Raw genomic sequence first — 19,680 nt, 5'->3', positions numbered from 1 at the left:
CGCGGGTGGCGCGGGGGTGCGGTGGCGCTGCTGCGGGGTGTCGCGTGAGGCGAGTAGTCGCACGTGGTGCGGGTGGTGCGCTAGGGGTGTCGCGTGAGGGGTGGCGCGGGGCGCGGGAGGCGCGACGCGGCGTGGACCTTCGCGGAAGGGGGTGTGTGTCGGTGGACGGGGATAGGCTTGTGTCAGGCACCCCCCGTCCGGCTGGACGAGGGGCCGCCGTCGTGTGCGTCGACTCCCCAGGAAGGTTTCCCTTGCTCACCGGTCTGTTCTCCGCCGCCCTGGCCGACCCGGCTCTGGCCCGGGCGCGTGACCTGGCGCGCTCCGGTGCCGCCCAGGTCGACGGCCTCGACATCACCGCCCCCGCCGCGCTGCGCCCGTTCGCGGTCGCGGCGGTCGCGGCCGACAACGACGGGGCCGGGCGACCCGTGCTGGCGGTGACCGCCACCACCCGCGAGGCCGACGACCTGGCCGCCGCGCTGGGCGGGCTGCTGCCGGCGGATCAGGTGGTGGTCTTCCCCTCCTGGGAGACGCTGCCGCACGAGCGGCTTTCCCCGCGCTCGGACACCGTGGGTCGGCGGCTGGCCGTGTTGCGCCGGCTGGCGCACCCGGAGTCGACCGACGCGCACGGCGGCACCGGGCCGCTGCGGGTGGTCGTGGCCCCGGTCCGTTCGCTGCTCCAGCCGCAGCTCAAGGGGCTCGGTGACCTGGAGCCGGTGCAGCTCGCCGCGGGCGAGGAGGCCGACCTGGAGGAGGTCGCCCACCGCCTTGTCGACATGGCGTACGCCCGGGTCGACCTGGTCACCAAGCGCGGCGAGTTCGCCGTACGCGGCGGCATCCTGGACGTTTTCCCGCCGACCGACGAGCACCCGTCCCGGGTCGAGTTCTGGGGCGACGAGGTGGAGGAGATCCGCACCTTCGCCGTTGCCGACCAGCGGACCATCGAGCAGGTTCCGCTGCTCTGGGCGCCGCCGTGCCGTGAGTTGCTGCTCACCCCCGAGGTCCGCGACCGGGCCGCCGCGCTCGCCGAGCAGCACCCCGAGTTGGCCGAGATCCTGGACAAGCTGGCCGAGGGCATCCCCGTGGAGGGGATGGAGTCCCTCGCCCCGGTGCTGGTCGGCCCCGACTCGCTGGAGTTGCTGCTGGACGCCATGCCGCCCGGCACCCACGTGCTGCTCTGCGATCCGGAGCGGATCCGCACGAGGGCGCACGATCTGGTGCGTACCTCGGAGGAGTTCTTGCAGGCCAGTTGGGCCGCCGCCGCGGTCGGCGGCCAGGCCCCGGTGGACGTCGGCGCCGCCGCCTTCCGGACCCTCGGTGAGGTGCGCGCCACCGCCGGCCAGCTCGGCCAGCCGTGGTGGACGCTGTCCCCGTTCGGTCTCACGGAAGGGGAGACCGCCGAGGCGCGGCAGCCCTGGGAGGACGCGCCGGAGCAGGCCGCCGTCACCCCGGACGACGCCATCGCGGTGACCCTGTCCGCCCAGCCGGCGCCGCTCTATCACGGGGAGACCTCGCGGGTGGTCGAGGACCTCAAGCGCTGGGCCGGCGAGGGTTGGTCGATCGCGCTGGTCTTCGAGGGGCACGGCCCCGCCCAGCGGGCGGTGGAGGTGTTGCGCGACGCCGGCCTGGGCGCCCGGTTCACCGAGGAGGTGCCGACCGCGCCCGTCCCCGGCGAGCTGGTGGTGACCTGTGGCGCGCTGAGCAGCGGGTTCGTCGACGAGGCGTCCCGCTTCGTGCTGCTCACCGGCAACGACGTGACTGGTGGTCGGGGCACCTCGACGCGGGACATGCGCAAGATGCCGAGTCGGCGGCGCAACACCATCGACCCGCTGGAGCTGAAGGCCGGCGACCACGTGGTGCACGAGCAGCACGGCATCGGCCGCTACGTCGAGCTGGTGCAGCGCACAGTCAACGGCGCCAGCCGGGAATACCTGGTGATCGAGTACGCGGCCAGCAAGCGGGGTCAGCCCGGCGACCGCCTGTTCGTGCCGACCGACCAACTCGACCAGCTCTCCCGCTACGTGGGTGGCGAGCAGCCGACCCTGCACAAGATGGGCGGCTCGGACTGGCAGAAGTCCAAGGCCCGGGCCCGCAAGGCGGTCCGGGAGATCGCCGCGCAGCTCATCCAGCTGTACGCCGCCCGCAAGGCGTCCAAGGGCCACTCGTTCGGCCCGGACACCCCGTGGCAGCGCGAGCTGGAGGACGCCTTCCCCTGGCAGGAGACGCCGGACCAGCTCGCCGCGATCGACGAGGTCAAGCGGGACATGGAGCAGACCGTCCCGATGGACCGGCTGATCTGCGGCGACGTCGGCTACGGCAAGACCGAGATCGCGGTACGGGCGGCGTTCAAGGCCGTGCAGGACGGCAAGCAGGTGGCGGTGCTGGTACCGACGACGCTGCTGGTGCAGCAGCACTACAACACGTTCGCCGAGCGGATGAGCCAGTTCCCGGTGCAGATTCGGCAGTTGTCGCGGTTCCAGACCCCGAAGGAGACCGAGCGGACGCTGGAGATGGTCGCCGACGGCACCGTCGACATCGTCATCGGCACCCACCGGCTGCTGCAGACGGCGACCCGGTTCAAGCAGCTCGGGCTGGTGATCGTCGACGAGGAGCAGCGCTTCGGCGTCGAGCACAAGGAACACCTGAAGACGCTGCGCGCCTCCGTCGACGTGCTGAGCATGTCGGCCACCCCGATCCCACGGACCCTGGAGATGGCGATCACCGGCATCCGGGAGATGTCCACGATCGCCACCCCGCCGGAGGAGCGGCACCCGGTGCTCACCTTCGTGGGCGCGCAGGACGACCGGCAGGTGGCGGCGTCCATCCACCGCGAGTTGCTCCGCGACGGGCAGGTCTTCTACCTGCACAACCGGGTCGAGTCGATCGACCGGGCGGCGCGCCGGCTGCGGGAGCTGGTGCCCGAGGCGCGGGTCGCGGTGGCGCACGGCCAGATGGGCGAGGACGCCCTGGAGAAGGTCATGGTCGGCTTCTGGGAGAAGGAGTTCGACGTCCTGGTCTGCACCACGATCGTCGAGTCGGGCATCGACATCCCGAACGCCAACACGCTGATCGTGGAGCGGGCCGACCTGCTCGGCCTGGCCCAGCTGCACCAGATCCGGGGCCGGGTCGGCCGGGGCCGCGAGCGGGCGTACGCGTACTTCCTCTACCCGCCGGAGAAGCCGCTGACCGAGCACGCCCACGAGCGGCTGGCGACCATCGCCCAGCACACCGAGTTGGGCGCCGGCATGTACGTGGCGATGAAGGACCTGGAGATCCGGGGCGCCGGCAACCTGCTCGGCGGCGAGCAGTCCGGGCACATCGAGGGTGTCGGCTTCGACCTGTACGTGCGGATGGTCGGCGAGGCGGTCTCCGCGTTCAAGGGTGAGCGGTCGGAGGACGAGCCCGACGTCAAGATCGACCTGCCGATCGACGCGCACCTGCCGCACGACTACGTGAGCGTGGAACGGCTGCGCCTGGAGATGTACCGTAAGCTCGCCGAGGCACGCGACTCCGACCGGCTGACCGAGGTGGTCGCCGAGATGACCGACAGGTACGGCGAGCCGCCGGCACCGGTGCAGAACCTGGTGGAGGTGGCCCGGTTCCGCCTGCTGGCCCGCCGCTACGGCCTCACCGACGTGTCCATGCAGGGCAAGCACGTGCGGTTCGGTCCGCTGCCGTTGCCGGATTCGAAGCAGATGCGGCTCAAGCGCTACCACCCGGACGCCGTCTACAAGCTGGCCACCGACCAGGTGAGCGTGCCCCGGCCGAGCACCCGTCGGGTCGGCGGGGAGCCGCTGCGGGACCAGGCGCTGTTGCAGTGGTGCGCGCAGTTGCTCTCCGATGTGCTGGGTGCCCCCGCCCCGCTCGCCGTCGCGGCGGGGTGAGGTGGGGGCGGCCGGGACGCGTGGGGCCGGGGTGAGGTGGGGGCCGTTCCAGCACGGACGAGGGCATGAGAGAGTGACGGGCATGCGTGCTCGCCGTGTGATCGCCGCCGCCAGCGTCGCGGCCCTGGGTGTCCTTTCCCTCACCGCCTGCGGCAGGTCCGCGCCGGACGTCGCCGCGTACGTCGGTGACACCACCTATTCGCTGGAGCGGGTCGACGCGATCTACGCCGATGTGCAGGCGAAGTACGGCGATGCGGTCCGGCAGCAGGCGGCCCAGGCGGGTGCGTCGCCGTCGCCGGAGCAGTTGCGCTCCACGGTCACCCGTCAGGACGTGGTCGACCTGCTGGTCAGCCTGGATCTGGCCAAGCGGGTGGTGAAGGCCAAGAACGTGCAGGTGCCCGACGAGATCACCCCGCAGCAGCTCGAAGAGGGCCTGCGGGTGCCGGCCACCACCGAGTACGCCCAGCTCTTCGCCGAGTGGGTCGACCTGTCAGGTGTCCTCAGCCAGCAGCTTCCGCCGGCCGATCTGAGCGACGACTCGATGATGGCCGTCTACGACGCCCTGGTGGAGGTCGAGGCGATCCCGGCCGGGATGTCGACGGCGAACGTCCGTCAGGCGTTCGGCGACGGCGGGTTCGTCCGCAGCGCCACCGCCCTCGGCGTCGCGCTGGGTGAGGAGGCGGACCGGGTCGACGTCTCGATCAACCCGCGCTTCCGGGCGGTCGGGGTGCCGTCGATGGTGAACAAGGGCCAGCAGGTGTTCGTCTACTCGCTGCCGTTCATCGACGAGGACGGCCCGGTCACCGACATCTCCACCCCGGAGGCGGTGCCGTCGACCGGTTCCCCGAGCGCCGAGGGCCCAGCACCGGACCAGGGCACGGCCAGCTGAGCATGACGGCACGGATCGTCCTCCTGGTCACCTCACCCCGGCTGCCGGCCGGCCTGTTGACCTCCGCGGCCTGGGACGTCGTACGCCAGCACCGGGTGTTGACCGGCGCGGAGAGCGAGTTGGCGACGGCCGTGCGCCAGGCGGGCGCCGAGGTGACCGTGGTGGACGGTCCGGCGACGCAGCCGTTGCTGGACACGGTGGCCGAGCACGGCACTGTGGTGTGGTTGGCCGGCCCCGCGGGCGACGAGGCGTTGGCTCGGGAGTTGGGTCTGCGGTTGGCCCGGCAGCCCGGGTTGGCCGAGATGGAGCTGATGTACGGCTCGTGGGACCCGCCGGGCGCCCGGCTGCTCGACGCGGTGGCCGTGCTGGACCGACTCGCCTCGCCGGGTGGCGACCCGTGGAAGAGGGCGCAGACGCACCGCAGCCTCGCGGGTTATCTGCTGGAGGAGAGCTACGAGGCGTACGACGCGATAAGCGCCGACGACACCGACGCGCTGCGCGAGGAGCTGGGTGACGTCCTGTTGCAGGTGGTCCTGCACGCCCGGCTCGCCGAGGAGTTGCCCGAGGACGAGCGGTGGACCATCGACGACGTGGCGGGTGGCCTGGTCGACAAGATGATCCGGCGCAATCCGCACGTCTTCGCCGGGGCGGAGGCGGGCACGCTCGAGGAGATCACCGAGAACTGGGAGCGGATCAAGCGGGCGGAGAAGGCACGGAATTCGGTGCTGGACGGGGTGGCCCTGAGCCAGCCCGCACTGGCCCTGGCCGCGCAGATCCTGGACCGCGCCGCCCGTGCCGGCCGAGCGGTCCCGCCACCACTCGCCGACACCCTGGTGGACCCCGAGGCGCGCCTCGGCGCCAGCCTCCTGGCAACTGTCGCGGCTGCCCGCGAGGCGAATATCGATCCGGAAGCAGCCCTCCGCCGCGCCACCCTCGCCCACGCCCAGTCCATCCGCGCCGCCGAACCCCCACCCCCACCCCCACCCGCAGATCCTCGTTGATCATGAGGTTATTGCCGCGACACGCCGATGCGGATGGCAATAACCTCATGATCGGCGGGACGGGTGGCGGTGCAGGTGGCGGTCGGTAGGGTGGGGCGGGTGGAAGCCTTTGGGGTGCTGGCTGAGCGGGTTGTCGAAGCGTTGCTGGAGTCGCGGCCGGGGGTTGCCACCTCGGCCGGGGATCACCGGTTTGACGATCGGCTACCGGACCTGTCCGCCGATGCCGTGGCCGCCGACCGGTTGATGCTCTCCGACGCGGCCAACGCACTGTCCGAGCTGGACCCAGACTCGCTCGACGTCGACGCGCAGGTCGACCATGCGCTGCTCAGCTCGTTCGTGGATCGGGAGCTGTTCGAGCTGACCGAGATCCGGTCGCACGAGTGGGACCCGCTGGTGCACAATCCCGGCCCGCTGCTGCATGCGCTACTGGCCCGCCCGTACGCCCCCGCGGACGTGCGGCTGACCAGCCTCGCCGGCCGGCTCGCCGCCGTACCGGACGCCCTCGCCACCGCCCGCGCGACGCTGCGGGACATGCCGCGGATCCACGCCGAGACGGCGGTCGGGCAGTTCACCGGCACGGCCGCGCTGATCCGCGACGAGCTGCCGGCACTGCTCGCCCAGGCGCCGAGCACCCTCGACCGGGTCGAGCCGGCGGCCACCGCCGCGATCGAGGAGTTCGTCGCCTGGCTGCGCGCCGGCCTGGCCGCCGACGCCGCCCCGGGCCGTGACCCGCGACTGGGCCGACGCCGCTGGGAGGCCCGCCTCTGGCACACCCTCGACACCGAGCTGAGCGCCGCCGAGATCCAGCGCCGCGCCTGGGCCAACCTGGACCGGGTCACCGCCGAGATCCGCGAGGCGGCCGTCGAGCTGGTCGGTGGTCCCGCCGACGACGCGGCCGTACGCCGGGCGCTCGACCTGCTCGCCGCCGAGCACCCGAACGACGGGACCATCGTCGACCTGGCCGGCGTCACCCTGGACGAGGCCACCGACTTCGTCCGCGCGCACGACCTGGTCACCCTCGTCGACGACAGGTGCGTGATCCAGGAGATGCCGGAGTTCGCCCGGGGCGTCGCGGTGGCCTACTGCGACTCGCCCGGTCCGCTGGAGACCGCGTCCGTGCCCACGTTCTACTGCATCGCGCCCACCCCGTCGGACTGGTCGGCGCAGCGGGTCGAGTCGTTCTACCGCGAATACAACGACCACATGATCCGCAACCTGACCGTGCACGAGGCGATGCCGGGGCACTTCCTGCAGCTCGCCCACGCCCGCCGCTACGTCGGCGCGACCCGGGTCCGGGCCCTGGCCGAGTCCGGCCCGTTCATCGAGGGCTGGGCGGTGTACGCGGAGGAGGTGATGACGGGGCTTGGCTTCGGTGGCCTCCCGGTGCGGTTGCAGCAGCTCAAGATGCAGCTCCGGATGACCATCAACGCGCTGCTCGACCAGTTGGTGCACGCCGAGGATCTGCCCGAGGCCGAGGCGATGGCGTTGATGACCGAACGCGGCTTCCAGGAGGAGGGCGAGGCGGCCGGCAAGTGGCGCCGGGCGCTGCTCACCTCCACCCAGCTCTCCACCTACTTCGTCGGGTACAGCGAGGTGGCCGAGATCGCCGCGGCCCGCCCGGACGGGGTGTCGGTCCGCGACTGGCACGACGCGATGCTCGCGCACGACTGCCCGCCCCCGCGCCACCTCCGCACCCTGCTGGAGATCTGAGCCAGGCCTCAGGGGGTCGGTCACCAGGGCGTGTGTCGAAGCCCTTGGCCGGCCTGCGGCGGGCTCGACCGAGGACTGTGACACACGCCCTATCCGCCGGGGCGGCGGTCCACGACACCGGCGCCGGCGGGCGGGTCGAACGCGCCCGCGTCGACGGTCGCGGAGTAACCGCTCAGCGCCAGGTCCATCGGCTTACCGTCGACCGGCCCGGTGAAGCTGCCGAGTACGCCCTCGGTGGTCACGCAGGCGGTGAAGTCGCCTGCCGACGAGCCCTGCACCTCGACGCAGGCGGCGTGGTGCCCGGCGACTGTGGTGTCGCTCTGCTTGATGACCGCCTGCGGGTCGAGCGCGGCGGCGGTCAGCAGCCCGACCACGACGGGTGGGGTGGCGAGGCCCTGCTTGTTGGCCTCGCCGAAGAGCGTCACCGTGGGCTTGCTGCCCGGGGTGGGCGGGGCGAGCACCGTGCACTCGGGGCGGGCGCCTGTCGTCGTACACCTGGTGATGGCGTCCGGGGTGACGGTGAGTCGCCCGCCCGGGTAGGTGTACGCGGACCGGGCCGGATCCTGCGCCTGCACGATCGCGGCGCTCTGGCCGCCCGGGAGTTGGTAGTCGGCGGAGTAGGTCAACTCCAGCGCACGGTCGAGGCGGGCGGCGAGGTCGTTGACGAGTTCCGAGCGACCCATGGCGACTCCGGCGTCCTCGAATGTCTGACAGCCGGTGACCGTGAGCGACGCGATGACCGACACGGCGAGCATGCGGAGGGTGGTCGAGGCGGCGGGCATGACGACCAGCCTGGTGGATCTGGTCCGCGCAGCGCAAACCCGTTGCCGGTTGACGCCCGGAAATCCGGGAATGTCCGTCAGTGTGGGGCGACTCGGGTGCGCGGGCGACGCCGTGCCCGTTCGCGCGGCCCGATACGCTGCGTTCAACACCTGCCTCAGCCGCACCGTCGCGGCCCACCCACGGACCGGATCACAACAACGAGGAGCGACTTAGTGGCAACCATCGAGGGAATCGTCGCCCGGGAGATTCTCGACTCGCGGGGCAACCCCACGGTCGAGGTCGAGGTCGGCCTGGACGACGGCACGGTCGCCCGCGCCGCCGTGCCCTCCGGCGCCTCCACCGGCGCCTTCGAGGCGATCGAGCTGCGCGACGGTGACGCCGACCGCTACCAGGGCAAGGGCGTGGAGAAGGCGGTCTCCAACGTCGAGGACAAGATCGTCGACCAGATCATCGGGTACGAGGCCAGCGAGCAGCGGCTGATCGACCAGAAGATGCTCGACATCGACGGCACCGACAGCAAGTCGGAGCTGGGCGCGAACGCCATCCTCGGGGTCTCCCTGGCGGTGGCGAAGGCCGCTGCCGGCAGCGCCGAGCTGAGCCTCTTCCGTTACCTGGGCGGCCCCAACGCCCACCTCCTGCCGGTGCCGATGATGAACATCCTCAACGGTGGCGCGCACGCCGACTCGAACGTCGACATCCAGGAGTTCATGGTCGCGCCGATCGGCGCGCCGACCTTCCGTGAGGCGCTGCGCTCGGGCGCGGAGGTCTACCACGCGCTCAAGTCGGTGCTGAAGAAGAAGGGCCTGTCGACCGGGCTCGGCGACGAGGGTGGCTTCGCGCCGAACCTGCCGACGAACGCGGCGGCCCTGGACCTGATCGCCGAGGCGGTCGAGAAGGCCGGTTACCGGCTCGGCACCGACATCGTGTTCGCGCTCGACGTGGCGGCCACCGAGTTCTTCGACAACGGCACCTACACCTTCGAGGGTGCCGCGAAGTCCGCCGAGGAGATGAGCAACTACTACACGAAGCTGGCCGGCGACTACCCGATCGTGTCGATCGAGGACCCGCTGGCGGAGGACGACTGGAGTGGCTGGCAGACGCTTACCGCCTCGATCGGCGACCGGGTGCAGATCGTCGGTGACGACCTGTTCGTGACCAACCCGCAGCGCATCGCCCGGGGCATCGCGGAGAAGTCGGCGAACGCGGTCCTGGTCAAGGTCAACCAGATCGGTTCGCTGACCGAGACCCTGGACGCGGTGGACCTGGCTCACCGGGCCGGCTTCAAGTGCATGATGAGCCACCGTTCCGGCGAGACCGAGGACACCACGATCGCCGACCTGGCGGTGGCCACCGGCTGCGGTCAGATCAAGACCGGCGCGCCGGCCCGCTCGGACCGCGTCGCGAAGTACAACCAGTTGCTCCGGATCGAGGAGGAGTTGGCCGACGCGGCGCGCTACGCCGGCGCCGGCGCGTTCCCGCGCTACCGTTCGGCCTGAGCGCACGAAGCCTCGGGGGAGGGGTGTGACGATGCAGCAGCGCCGCACACCGGGTGGTCAACGTCCCGCCCGCCGGCCGGGTCAGTCCGGTCGGTCGGGTGGTGGCCGGACCAACCGGGGATCGGTCCGCGAGACCGGCGTACGCGCCGAGCCGCGCGGCACCGCTGGTCGGGCTCCGGGCGCGGCCCGGGGCGCCGAGGGCGTCCGCTCCGCGAATCGTCCGGCCGCCGCTCGGCGTACCGCCGCCGGTGGCGCCGTCAAGCGGCTCACCGCACCCCACCCCCGTCGCTTCACCGGTCGGGCCACCGTGCTGTTCGCGGTCCTGATCGCGCTCGCGCTGGCCTACACCTACCCGGTCCGGGTCTACCTGGACCAGCAGGCCGACATCGAGCGGATGGAGGCGGCCCAGGCCGTGCAGGAGGCGGAGATCGCCAAACTCGCCGCCGAGGCCGCCAACTGGCAGGACGACGAGTACATCAAGACGCAGGCTCGGGAGCGGTTCTTCATGGGTCCGCCGGGCGAGAAGATGATGGTGGTGCTGCACGACGCGGAGGGCGCCGCCCGGGACGCCGGGAAGTCGGCCGGCGCGGCCGCCCCGGCCGGACCATCGACCTGGTACGACACGCTCTGGTCGAGCGTGCAGGCGGCGGACAGCCAACAGCCGGGCAAATGATCCACCGACCAGCACACCAGGAGAGATGGCACCGTGACTGTCGTACCACCGTCGGAGCCGGCGGCGGACTCCGTACCCCTGCCGCAGCGTGAGCCGGCCACCGAGGCGGACCTGGCGGCGGTCGGCGCGCAGCTCGGCCGCACGCCCCGGGGCACCCGGGCGGTGGCACACCGCTGCCCGTGCGGACTCCCGGACGTGGTGGAGACGACTCCCCGTCTCGCCGACGGCACGCCGTTCCCCACGCTCTACTACCTGACCTGCCCCCGGGCTACCGCGGCGTGCAGCCGGCTGGAGTCGGCGGGGCTGATGAAGGAGATGGCGGACCGGCTGGCGACGGATCCCGAGTTGGCCGCCCACTACCGTGCCGCGCACGAGGACTACCTCGCCCGCCGTGAGGCCATCGGCGAGGTGTCGGAGATCGCCGGTATCTCGGCGGGTGGGATGCCGGGCCGGGTGAAGTGCCTGCACGTGCACCTGGGGCACGCGCTGGGCGCCGGCCCCGGGGTGAACCCGTTCGGTGACGAGACGTTGGAGCTGGTCGAGCCCTGGTGGACGGCGGGCCCGTGCGTGGACGTCGCGGCGGGCGAATGAGCGCGCCGGCCGGGTCCTCGGCGCCCGAGAGTCAGATCCTGGTGCGGCGGGCGCGCACCGGGGACGTGCGCGGCATCCGGCGGCTGGTCGACACCTACACGAACGACCGGCGGCTGCTGAGCAAGGCGACAGTCACCCTCTACGAGCAGGTGCAGGAGTTCCGGGTGGCGGTCCGCCCCGCCGACGGCGCCGTGGTCGGTTGCGGCGCGCTGCACGTCATGTGGGAGGACCTGGCCGAGATCCGTACGGTCGCGGTGGATCCGGTCTGTCGGGGCCGGCGGATCGGGCACCGGCTGGTGGGCGAGCTGATCGACGCCGCCCGGGAGTTGGGGGTGGCACGGATCTTCGTGCTCACCTTCGAGACGCGGTTCTTCGGCGCGTTCGGTTTCCAGGAGATCGACGGCGCTCCGGTGCCCCAACAGGTGTACGAGCAGTTGCTGCGCTCGTACGACGAGGGTGTCGCGGAGTTCCTGGACCTGGAGCGGGTCAAGCCGAACACGCTTGGCAACACCCGGATGCTGCTGCGCCTGTAGGTCAGGCGCCCTTGCGGGGGTGCGCCGCGAAGAACTCCCACATCAGGTCGGTGGCCGACAGCCCCGCGGAGGAGGCGGCGAGCGACCCGGTCGTCGCCCCCGGCCAACTGTGACCCATCTCGGGCAGGGTGTAGACGCTCACCTCGCTGCCGTCCGCGCAGCTCGCCACCGTGTGCGTCACGCCCGGCACCCCGGACGGCTTCGGGCTCGGCCGGCAGGACAGCCGCTGCTGCCAGGTCTCCATGCCGGTCTGGAACGTCGAGGCCTGCCGGTCCTGGCCGCCGATGAAGGTGATCACGGAGACCGGGCTCTTCGGCACGTAACTCTCGGCCGTGGTCAGTTTTCCGCTGTACCCACCGCTCACCACCCCGATCGCGGCGAACTTGCCGGTGCTCTCCACCGCCGCCCGGAAGCTCATGTCGCCGCCGTTCGAGATGCCGGTGAGGAAGACCCGATTCGGGTCCGCGTGCCAGGTCTGCACCAGGTGGTCGGTGAGGGCGGTGAGGAAACCGACGTCGTCCGCGCTGCCGCAGCAGACCAGCCCGTTGAAGCCGCCGCCCTCCCCGTCGGGGTACGCCACCAGCACGTTGTCCTTGTCGGCCTTCGCGTCCAGGCCGGCCAGCTCCTGCACGCCGGTGGCGCTACCGGGATAGAAGTGCAGCGCGATGACGAGCGCGGGTGACCGGCCCGGGTCGTACCCGGGTGGTGCGTGCAGCAGGTAGGTGCGCTCCTGGCCGTTGTGGTTCAGGGTGAGGTCGTGGTCACCCGCGGTCGGAGTTTCGGTGGACGCGGAGGGCGGGGCCGGCGAAGGCCGCCCCCGCTCACCGCAGGCCGGAGCCACGACAATGAGGCAGAGCCCCGTTAACACCGCCATCATTCGCCGCACGTCGGCCACCCCCCGTAGACCCGCCGCCCACTCTGGATGTGGCTCGCTGGTGGATCAACCCTTTCGGCCCTGGGCGAAGGGAGGCAGGCTGTCCCTCATGCTTCGTCTCCAGCTCGGGCCGGCCGACCTGTGCCGGGTGCGGTTCGCCGATCGGCTGCATCCGGTGGGCATCGCACTGCTGGCCGGTCAGTGGCTGCGGGACCCGACGGTCGCGGCGTTGGCGCCGGCACTCGCCGAGCGCGCGGCGGCGGTCGAGCGTACGGGCGCCGCGCGGGCCGCCACCGCGACGCTGCGGCACCTGCTTCCCGCCCGAGGGCGGCTGCCGGATTTCGTCACCCCGTGGTCCGGCAATCAGTCGGTCGAGGCCGGCCTGGAGGCGATCCGGGCCACTCCGGCACAGCGGATCCGTGCCGAGGCCACCGCCTCGTACGCGCAGACGGCCGTCACCCCGCTGCGGCGGCGGTTCGCGGCTGCCGACCCGGAGGTGTTGGACCTGTTCGGCGGGGCCGTCCGCACCTGGTTCGACGCGGTCCTGGCCCCGCTCTGGTCCGATCTGACCGCCGCGTACGGCCAGCAGGTGACCTGTGCCAGCCAACGGCTGGCGCAGCACGGTCTGGATGGCCTCTTCGCGGGGTTGCACCCGGAGATCCGGTGGCGGCAGCCGGTGCTGGAGGTGCGGACGTGGTGGAGCGGGAACCTGTCCGGCACCGGCCACGGGCTGATCCTGCTGCCCTCCCCGTTGGCCGGACCCCGTCCGCGGGTGCTGGTACAGCCAGATCGCCCGATCCTGCTCGTCTACCCGACGGTGCTGCCCACACTCGGGGCCACCACCGGGGGTGATTCCCTCGGTCGGCTGCTCGGCGCCACCCGGGCGCTGGTGCTGCGTCGACTGGCGGTCGACGGCGGGATGACCACCACAGTGCTGTCCCAGGCCGTCGGGATCAGTCTCTCCTCGGCCTCGGAGCACGCCACCGCGCTGCGGTCGGCCGGCCTGGTGGCCAGCGAGCGGGAGGGTGGGGCGGTTCGGCATCACCTGACCGCGCTCGGCGCGGAGTTGTCGAGCGGCTCGTCCGGCGGCTCGACCGCCCGGCAAGCTGCGGGGCGCCGGCCCGTCCTGCCGTAAGGTTGCTGCCGTGACGACGCGTGTGGCGGCCATCGACTGCGGGACCAACTCGATCCGACTGCTTGTCGCCGACCTGCCCGAGGAGTCCACCGGGTCGCCGGCACCACTTGTCGACCTGACCCGGCGGATGGAGATCGTCCGGCTCGGCCAGGGTGTCGACCGCACCGGCCGGTTGGCGCCGGAGGCGATCGAACGGACCCGGGTGGCGCTGGCGTCGTACGCGGCGGACATCGAGAAGCTGGGCGCGGAGCGGGTGCGCATGTGCGCCACCTCGGCCTCCCGGGACGCCGCAAACGCCGACGACTTCACCGAGATGGTGCGGGGCACCCTCGGTGTCGCACCGGAGGTCGTCACCGGCGACGAGGAGGCCCGGCTGTCGTTCACCGGCGCGGTACGCGGCCTGCCGGCCGACGCGAAGGAGCCGTTCCTGGTCGTCGACATCGGCGGCGGTTCCACCGAGTTCGTGGTCGGTGACCGCGCCACGGGGGTGCGCGCGGCGATCTCGGTGGACATCGGCTGTGTCCGGATGACCGAGCGGCACCTGCCCGGCGACCCGCCGACGTCCGAGCAGGTCGCGGCGGCGGAGGCCGACATCGCCGCCGCCGTGGACCGGGCGCTCGCCGTGGTGCCCGGCCGCGAGGCGGCCACCCTGGTCGGCCTTGCCGGGTCGGTCACCACAGTTGTCGCCATCGCGCAGGACCTGCGGGAGTACGACCCGGAGCGCATCCACCACGCCCGGGTGTCGTACGAGGCGGTGGCCCAGGTGACAGCCGACCTGCTGGGTCAGACCCGTGCGCAGCGGTTGGCGATCCCGGTGATGCACCCGGGCCGGGCCGACGTGATCGGCGCCGGTGCGCTGGTGCTCCGCGTGATCATGGAGCGGGCCGGGATGCCGTCGGTGGTCGCCTCGGAGCACGACATCCTCGACGGCATCGCCTGGAGCCTCCAGCCAACCTCCGCGCGCTAGGCGTTGATCGACGCGCCTTCCGCGTAAGGCGCGGCGTCCGGGCCGTTGATCGACTCGCCTTTCCTGAAGGCGCGGTGTCCGGGTCGTGTTGATGCCCCGCCTTCTTGAAAACCGAGTCGATCACGTCCGTCCCGGCCCGACCGGGTTTCGCTTCAGTCCGTCGTCAGGTCAGGCCGGTGCTGCCGGATCCACTTCTCGACGTCGCTGCGCCGCCAGATCTGACCCATCCGCAACACCTGATGTGGGGCCGGAAAATCGCGCCGGGACGCAATCACGGAAGCCCGAGCGCGCGATACCCCGCCGAGCATGTCTCGTATCTCAGCGATCCCAACAAACTCGCCCATGGGTTGACGGTAGGTATCGCCGATTGTTTAGCGATCGCTAACAGCGATCGTGGTTGACGATCGCCAACAGCGGTAGCACGATCGAGGGATGTCAGCGACAGGTGGCCCTCCAGTTCGTGACCGCCAACGTCGGGCCGTACGCCCGCACCTACCCATGCGGCCCCTGTGGCTGTGCCGGGTGTGCGCTGCCCCTTGGCCGTGCCAGCCCGCGCGACTGCTGCTGCTGATGGAGTATCGACGGGACCGTGTTGGTCTGAGCATCTACATGGCTGGCTTGCTTTGCGAGGCGACCGCAGATCTGATCAAGCTCAATCCGAACCCCGTCCCGTCCCCGGCCGACCTGTTCACCAGGTTCGTGGGCTGGACCGCCAGGAGGTCTGCTTCCGATTCGATCGGCTCGGAAGGTCTGGAAGGATCCGCGCCGGGCGGTTGATCGACTCGCCTTCCGTAAAGGCGCGGCGTCCGGGCCGTTGATCGACTCGCCTTTCCTGAAGGCGCGGTGTCCGGGTCGTGTTGATGCCCCGCCTTCCTGAAAACCGAGTCGATCACGGGCGCGAGTGCCCCTCGGGCGCCCGCGCCTCTCGGACGTGCAGGGTGGGCGTGTCGGGGGGAAAGCGTTGACGCTACTTCGCATTACACAGTAGTGTGCATTGCGTGGACACCACACAGTTGCTGAAGGGCGTGCTCGACATGGCCGTCCTGGCCGTGCTCCGAGAGGAGGACGGCTACGGTTACGACATCCTGCGCCGGTTGCGGGAGGCCGGCCTGGAAGAGGTCGGCGACGCCTCGGTCTACGGGACTCTGCGCCGCCTCTTCGCCGCCGGCCTGCTCACCACCTACGTCGTGCCGAGCGAATCCGGGCCGCACCGCAAGTACTACTCACTCAACGCCGCGGGGCGTGACCAGCTGACCCGCTCCGGCAAGCTCTGGCGCTCGTTCGCCACCACAATGGACAGTCTGCTCGACGATCGGGGGATGGCGGCATGACCGTCGCGGAGCAGGAGATCACCGACTATGTGGCGCGGGTCCGGGCAGCTCTGGCCGACCTGCCTCCCACGCAACGCGACGAACTGATCGAGGATCTCGCCGACCACCTCAGCGAGGTGGCCGCGGAGGCCGAGGGCACCCTCGTCGAGCGGCTGGGCGAGCCCGAGACGTACGCGGCCGAGCTGCGCGCCGCGGCCGGCGCCGCCCCGGGCGGCAGTGGGCGCAATCTCGACCAGCGCGTCGCGGCCGCGATGGCCCGGCTCCGCGGCCGGCTGAGCGCGATCGACACCCGCCTCGGACCACCCCTGGGGTACGCGCACGCCAGCGATTTCCTCCGCCTGCTGCGCCCGGCCTGGTGGGTGTTGCGCGGCTATCTGGCCGCGATGCTGCTGAGCACGATCAGCACCGGCGGTGACGCTTACGGGCTGCTGCCTCGGTTTGGTGGCGAGTTGCTCGCGGGCATGGTCATGCTCGTCGGCCTCGTGCTCGCCTCGATCTGGCTCGGTCGCCGCTCCGCGCAGTTGACCCGCTGGCCGCGTTCGGCGCTGCAGGTCGGCAGCGCGGTGCTGGTGATCTTCGCGCTCGGCGCCCTGGTCAATCTCGAGAACCGGATCGACCGTGGCTACTACTACGACCAGACCTCGGTCGACAGCCAGTACAGCCAGGTCCGGGACGTCTACGTCTACGACAGTGAGGGCCGGTTGGTGGAGAACGCCCGGCTTTTCGACCAGGACGGCAATCCGATCCGCCTCGGCTACCCGGACTGTGACGGTCCGGTCAACGAGTACGGCGCCCCGTTGCTGCGCCCGTACCCGTACTGCCTGGGCCGGGCGCCCTTCGGCCCTCGCGCTCCAGCCGGGCCCAACCCGATCCTGACGCCGGTCGCGCCCAACTCGTCGCCGGCGGAGCCGACCGGCACGCCACCGGCCGGGCCGACCAGTACACCGCCGGCCGGGCCGACCGGCACGCCACCGGCCGGGCCGACCAGCACACCACCGGCCGGGCCGACCAGCACGCCGACGCCGAGCGGAACGGCGTCCGACGCGCCCTCGGCAGGCCCGCCCGCGACACCGGCCGGCACGCCGAGCCCCACCCCGACGAGCTGAGCCACGGTGTGAACTGGATCATGCGGGCCAGGGTGGGAAATAACTGAACGGACGAGGCGGGCGGGACGACACCGGAAATCAATGATCGTTACGGTGTCGTCTGCTCATCAACCCCTCGGAAGGAACCCCCGTGCCAGAGCAGGTCGCAACGCCCCACGCCTCCGATGGTGCACCAGCTGAGCCGGCCGTCGAGGCGCCGGAGCCGGCCGTCGAGACGCCCCGGTCGGCCGAGCCGAAGGCGGGGGTGTCGCGTCCCGCCGAGCCGAAGTCGACCGAGTCGGAGCTGACCAAGCCGCGTCCGACCGGGTCCGAGTCGACCGAGTCGGGTCCGACCGAGTCGAAGGCGGCCGAGTCGGGTCCGACCGGCTCCGAGCCGGCCGAGCCCAAGTCGGCCGAGTCGCGTCCGGCTGAGCCCAAGTCGACCGAGTCGGAGTCGGGCGAGTCGGGTCTGGCCGAGCCGAAGTCGACCGAGTCGGAGTCGGGCGAGTCGGGTCTGGCCGAGCCGAAGTCGACCGAGCCGGAGCCGGGCGAGTCGGTTCCGGCCGAGCCGAAGTCGACCGAGCCGCGTCCGACCGGGTCGGACTCGGGCGAGCCGGAGTCGGCCGAGCTGAAGTCCGCCGAGTCGGACTCGGCTGAGCCGGCGGTGAAGAAGTCTGGTGCGAAGAAGGCCCTCGGCATCGTCGGCGCGATCCTCGCGGTGCTCGTCGTCGCGGGTCTGAAGTTCGGTGTCGTCTCGGCGATCGGCAACCTCATCAACAAGGACGAGACGGCTGCCGCGAAGGCCGGCGACTGCATCGCCAAGCTGCCCGAGGTCACCGGCACCAAGCAGGAGAAGGTCACGGACGCCCGGATCGTCGAGTGCACCTCCACCGAGGCGGTGTACAACGTGGTCGGTCGGGTCGACAACCAGACCCAGGCCCAGGCCAGGGCCAACACCGCGTGCGTGCAGTACTTCAAGCCGGACGAAGAGGGGTACATCTACTCCAGCATCCTGCCCGGCAAGACGGGCTACGTGCTCTGCCTGACCAAGAAGGCCTGACCAGGAAGGCCTGACCACGGAGGCCTGACCAGGAAGGCCTGATTACAGCGGTAGATCGGCATCGACGGCGGCGGGAGTCCATCCCGCCGCCGTCGGCGTACCCCGGGTCGCCGGCGGGCAAACGGGAGGTGAATGCCACTGTTCCGGCGTCTTCCCGGCGACGGCGCGGCATGGCAGGCTACCGGCACTAGGACCACTGGGCGACCAGCCAACGATGACTGACCGCTAGGAGGACGGCCCATGGGCGAAATGGTGACCTACCGCAGCAACGGGGGTACGAGCGAGGGGTATCTCGCGATACCCGCGAGTGGCATGGCCAGCCCCGCCGTCATCGTCATCCAGGAGTGGTGGGGCCTGGTCCCGCACATCCGGTCGGTTGCGGAGCGGTTCGCCGAGGCCGGCTTCGTCGCTCTGGCCCCGGATTTCTACCACGGTGAGACGACAAGCGAGCCGGACGAGGCGCAGCGGCTGCTGATGGCGATGCGGATGGACGAGGCGGCGAAGGACATCGCCGGCGCGGCCGACTATCTCGCCGGTCGGCCGGAGGTGACCGGTAAGGTCGGTGCCGTGGGCTTCTGCGCCGGTGGCAGCCTTGCTCTGTGGTCCGCCACCGTCTCCGAGCGGATCGTCGCGACAGCCGGTTTCTATCCGGTGCTGCCGTGGGAGTCGATGCGCCCCGACTGGGCCGACTACGCCGGCAAGGCCGCGGTCGTGCACTGCTCCGAAGAGGACGGCACCTCGGCCGCCGAGGGCGTACAGACCGCCCGCCGGGCCATCGAGGAGGCCGGCGGCGACTGCCACCTCTACGACTATCCGGGCACCTCGCACGCCTTCTTCAACGACGACCGGCCGGAGGCGTTCGACCAGCGCGCCGCCGCCAGCGCCTGGGCCCGCACCCTGGAACTCTTCCGGGCCAAGCTTGGCTGAGTCGCGTACCCCCGATCAGGTGGTCGCCCGCGCAGCGCGGGCGACCGACCTGGCCGACCTGGACGCGGCGGTGAGCGACTGTTTTGCCTGCCCGCGGTTGGTGCGGTGGCGGGAGGAGGTGGCCCGCACCCGCCGGGCTGCCTTCCGCGACCAGGAGTACTGGGGTCGCCCGGTGCCGGGCTTCGGCACCGGGGACGCCCGGATCGCCATTCTCGGGCTGGCCCCCGCCGCGCACGGCGGCAACCGCACCGGCCGGATCTTCACAGGTGACCGGTCCGGTGACGTGTTGTTCGCCGCGCTGCACCGGGCCGGGCTGGCCAACCAACCGACAAGCGTCGCCGCCGACGACGGGCTCACCCTGCGGGACCTGCGGATCTTCTCGGCCGTCCGATGTGCGCCTCCGGACAACAAGCCGACCCCGCCGGAGCGGGACAACTGCGCCCCCTGGCTGCACCGCGAGGTCACGCTGATCCAGCCCACGCTGCGTGTCGTCGTCGCGCTCGGCGCGTTCGCCTGGGCCTCGTGGTGGCCGGTGCTTCGCCAGGTGTACGGGCAGCGCCCGCCCAGCCCGCGACCGGCGTTCGGTCATGGGGCACACTGGTCCGGCACAGCCGCTCCGGACTTGCTGGGCTGCTACCACGTCAGCCAGCAGAACACCTTCACCGGGCGGCTGACACCAAAGATGCTGGACGACGTCTTCGACCAGGCTAAGCACCTGGCCGGGGTGGACTGAGACACGCGGTG

The 19,680-nt window shown here is 71.5% G+C and carries 18 protein-coding genes; 15 read left to right on the top strand and 3 right to left on the bottom strand.

What is annotated here, in order from left to right:
- Positions 1-251 precede the first annotated feature (251 nt).
- The 4 genes from mfd to ACPXBU_RS13080 all read left to right on the top strand — a co-directional run bounded on the left by mfd (position 252) and on the right by ACPXBU_RS13080 (position 7,481).
- The gene (gene mfd, locus ACPXBU_RS13095; RefSeq protein WP_425758223.1) at positions 252-3,881 is read left to right on the top strand and encodes a transcription-repair coupling factor; all 3,630 of its coding nucleotides are present in this window, start codon (positions 252-254) and stop codon (positions 3,879-3,881) included.
- An 82-nt stretch (positions 3,882-3,963) separates the two neighbouring features.
- The gene (locus ACPXBU_RS13090) at positions 3,964-4,770 is read left to right on the top strand and encodes a hypothetical protein (RefSeq protein WP_393366445.1); all 807 of its coding nucleotides are present in this window, start codon (positions 3,964-3,966) and stop codon (positions 4,768-4,770) included.
- A 2-nt stretch (positions 4,771-4,772) separates the two neighbouring features.
- A complete protein-coding gene (locus tag ACPXBU_RS13085; RefSeq protein WP_425758222.1) occupies positions 4,773-5,771 on the top strand; it encodes a nucleoside triphosphate pyrophosphohydrolase in 999 nt (332 codons plus the stop codon).
- A 99-nt stretch (positions 5,772-5,870) separates the two neighbouring features.
- The gene (locus tag ACPXBU_RS13080) at positions 5,871-7,481 is read left to right on the top strand and encodes a DUF885 domain-containing protein (protein ID WP_425758221.1); all 1,611 of its coding nucleotides are present in this window, start codon (positions 5,871-5,873) and stop codon (positions 7,479-7,481) included.
- An 89-nt stretch (positions 7,482-7,570) separates the two neighbouring features.
- Here the strand turns inward: ACPXBU_RS13080 and ACPXBU_RS13075 are convergent, their stop codons facing one another.
- On the bottom strand, positions 7,571-8,263 hold the full coding sequence (locus ACPXBU_RS13075; RefSeq protein ID WP_425758220.1) for a hypothetical protein: 693 nt from the start codon (positions 8,261-8,263) through the stop codon (positions 7,571-7,573).
- A gap of 213 nt (positions 8,264-8,476) precedes the next feature.
- Between ACPXBU_RS13075 and eno the strand changes: the two genes are divergently transcribed.
- Genes eno through ACPXBU_RS13055 form a run of 4 tightly spaced genes read left to right on the top strand, consistent with a single transcriptional unit; the run spans position 8,477 to position 11,557 of the window.
- Positions 8,477-9,760, top strand: coding sequence for a phosphopyruvate hydratase (gene eno, locus ACPXBU_RS13070; RefSeq protein ID WP_184181511.1), 1,284 nt, complete (start codon positions 8,477-8,479; stop codon positions 9,758-9,760).
- A gap of 31 nt (positions 9,761-9,791) precedes the next feature.
- On the top strand, positions 9,792-10,433 hold the full coding sequence (locus ACPXBU_RS13065; protein ID WP_393366451.1) for an FtsB family cell division protein: 642 nt from the start codon (positions 9,792-9,794) through the stop codon (positions 10,431-10,433).
- A 33-nt stretch (positions 10,434-10,466) separates the two neighbouring features.
- The gene (locus ACPXBU_RS13060) at positions 10,467-11,024 is read left to right on the top strand and encodes a DUF501 domain-containing protein (protein ID WP_393366453.1); all 558 of its coding nucleotides are present in this window, start codon (positions 10,467-10,469) and stop codon (positions 11,022-11,024) included.
- On the top strand, positions 11,021-11,557 hold the full coding sequence (locus tag ACPXBU_RS13055) for an amino-acid N-acetyltransferase (RefSeq protein ID WP_393366454.1): 537 nt from the start codon (positions 11,021-11,023) through the stop codon (positions 11,555-11,557). The genes ACPXBU_RS13060 and ACPXBU_RS13055 overlap by 4 nt, the downstream gene beginning before the upstream one ends.
- Position 11,558: 1 nt before the next feature.
- On the opposite strand, the gene ACPXBU_RS13050 is transcribed toward ACPXBU_RS13055, so the two are convergent.
- The gene (locus ACPXBU_RS13050; protein ID WP_425758369.1) at positions 11,559-12,434 is read right to left on the bottom strand and encodes an alpha/beta hydrolase family esterase; all 876 of its coding nucleotides are present in this window, start codon (positions 12,432-12,434) and stop codon (positions 11,559-11,561) included.
- A 106-nt stretch (positions 12,435-12,540) separates the two neighbouring features.
- On the opposite strand from ACPXBU_RS13050, the gene ACPXBU_RS13045 reads away from it, so the two are divergent.
- Together ACPXBU_RS13045 and ACPXBU_RS13040 are read left to right on the top strand one after the other, a co-directional pair.
- Positions 12,541-13,566: an ArsR/SmtB family transcription factor gene (locus ACPXBU_RS13045; protein WP_393366456.1), complete on the top strand. Its 1,026-nt coding sequence runs from the start codon at positions 12,541-12,543 to the stop codon at positions 13,564-13,566.
- A gap of 22 nt (positions 13,567-13,588) precedes the next feature.
- Positions 13,589-14,533, top strand: a complete 945-nt coding sequence (locus ACPXBU_RS13040) for an exopolyphosphatase (protein WP_425758368.1) — start codon at positions 13,589-13,591, stop codon at positions 14,531-14,533.
- Between the two features lie 152 nt (positions 14,534-14,685).
- On the opposite strand, the gene ACPXBU_RS13035 is transcribed toward ACPXBU_RS13040, so the two are convergent.
- Positions 14,686-14,877 carry a hypothetical protein gene (locus ACPXBU_RS13035; protein ID WP_425758219.1) on the bottom strand — a complete coding sequence of 64 codons (192 nt, stop codon included), beginning with the start codon at positions 14,875-14,877 and terminating at the stop codon, positions 14,686-14,688.
- Positions 14,878-15,531: 654 nt separating this feature from the next.
- Between ACPXBU_RS13035 and ACPXBU_RS13030 the strand changes: the two genes are divergently transcribed.
- The 5 genes from ACPXBU_RS13030 to ACPXBU_RS13010 all read left to right on the top strand — a co-directional run bounded on the left by ACPXBU_RS13030 (position 15,532) and on the right by ACPXBU_RS13010 (position 19,669).
- The gene (locus ACPXBU_RS13030) at positions 15,532-15,864 is read left to right on the top strand and encodes a PadR family transcriptional regulator (protein WP_030328782.1); all 333 of its coding nucleotides are present in this window, start codon (positions 15,532-15,534) and stop codon (positions 15,862-15,864) included.
- Positions 15,861-16,970 (top strand): HAAS signaling domain-containing protein, encoded by a 1,110-nt coding sequence (locus tag ACPXBU_RS13025; RefSeq protein ID WP_425758218.1) that lies wholly within the window; start codon positions 15,861-15,863, stop codon positions 16,968-16,970. The genes ACPXBU_RS13030 and ACPXBU_RS13025 overlap by 4 nt, the downstream gene beginning before the upstream one ends.
- A 130-nt stretch (positions 16,971-17,100) precedes the next feature.
- On the top strand, positions 17,101-18,009 hold the full coding sequence (locus tag ACPXBU_RS13020; protein ID WP_425758217.1) for an LppU/SCO3897 family protein: 909 nt from the start codon (positions 17,101-17,103) through the stop codon (positions 18,007-18,009).
- Between the two features lie 240 nt (positions 18,010-18,249).
- Positions 18,250-18,936: a dienelactone hydrolase family protein gene (locus ACPXBU_RS13015; protein ID WP_393366460.1), complete on the top strand. Its 687-nt coding sequence runs from the start codon at positions 18,250-18,252 to the stop codon at positions 18,934-18,936.
- A 19-nt stretch (positions 18,937-18,955) separates the two neighbouring features.
- Complete coding sequence (locus ACPXBU_RS13010) at positions 18,956-19,669, top strand: uracil-DNA glycosylase (protein WP_425758216.1); 714 nt, start codon at positions 18,956-18,958, stop codon at positions 19,667-19,669.
- Positions 19,670-19,680: the final 11 nt, after the last annotated feature.

Origin of the sequence: Micromonospora sp. DT231 (assembly GCF_049847025.1) — a bacterium.
In the GTDB taxonomy this organism is placed as follows: Bacteria; Actinomycetota; Actinomycetes; order Mycobacteriales; family Micromonosporaceae; genus Micromonospora.
This window is presented reverse-complemented; position numbering and strand designations above follow the sequence as displayed.

Coding starts and splice junctions, on each gene's coding strand:
- ACPXBU_RS13025 (WP_425758218.1), top strand. CDS start 15,861: ATGACCGTCGCGGAGCAGGAGATCACCGACTATGTGGCGCGGGTCCGG.
- ACPXBU_RS13075 (WP_425758220.1), bottom strand. CDS start 8,263: ATGCCCGCCGCCTCGACCACCCTCCGCATGCTCGCCGTGTCGGTCATC.
- ACPXBU_RS13050 (WP_425758369.1), bottom strand. CDS start 12,434: ATGATGGCGGTGTTAACGGGGCTCTGCCTCATTGTCGTGGCTCCGGCC.
- ACPXBU_RS13045 (WP_393366456.1), top strand. CDS start 12,541: ATGCTTCGTCTCCAGCTCGGGCCGGCCGACCTGTGCCGGGTGCGGTTC.
- ACPXBU_RS13090 (WP_393366445.1), top strand. CDS start 3,964: ATGCGTGCTCGCCGTGTGATCGCCGCCGCCAGCGTCGCGGCCCTGGGT.
- ACPXBU_RS13015 (WP_393366460.1), top strand. CDS start 18,250: ATGGGCGAAATGGTGACCTACCGCAGCAACGGGGGTACGAGCGAGGGG.
- ACPXBU_RS13035 (WP_425758219.1), bottom strand. CDS start 14,877: ATGGGCGAGTTTGTTGGGATCGCTGAGATACGAGACATGCTCGGCGGG.
- ACPXBU_RS13085 (WP_425758222.1), top strand. CDS start 4,773: ATGACGGCACGGATCGTCCTCCTGGTCACCTCACCCCGGCTGCCGGCC.
- ACPXBU_RS13065 (WP_393366451.1), top strand. CDS start 9,792: ATGCAGCAGCGCCGCACACCGGGTGGTCAACGTCCCGCCCGCCGGCCG.
- ACPXBU_RS13055 (WP_393366454.1), top strand. CDS start 11,021: ATGAGCGCGCCGGCCGGGTCCTCGGCGCCCGAGAGTCAGATCCTGGTG.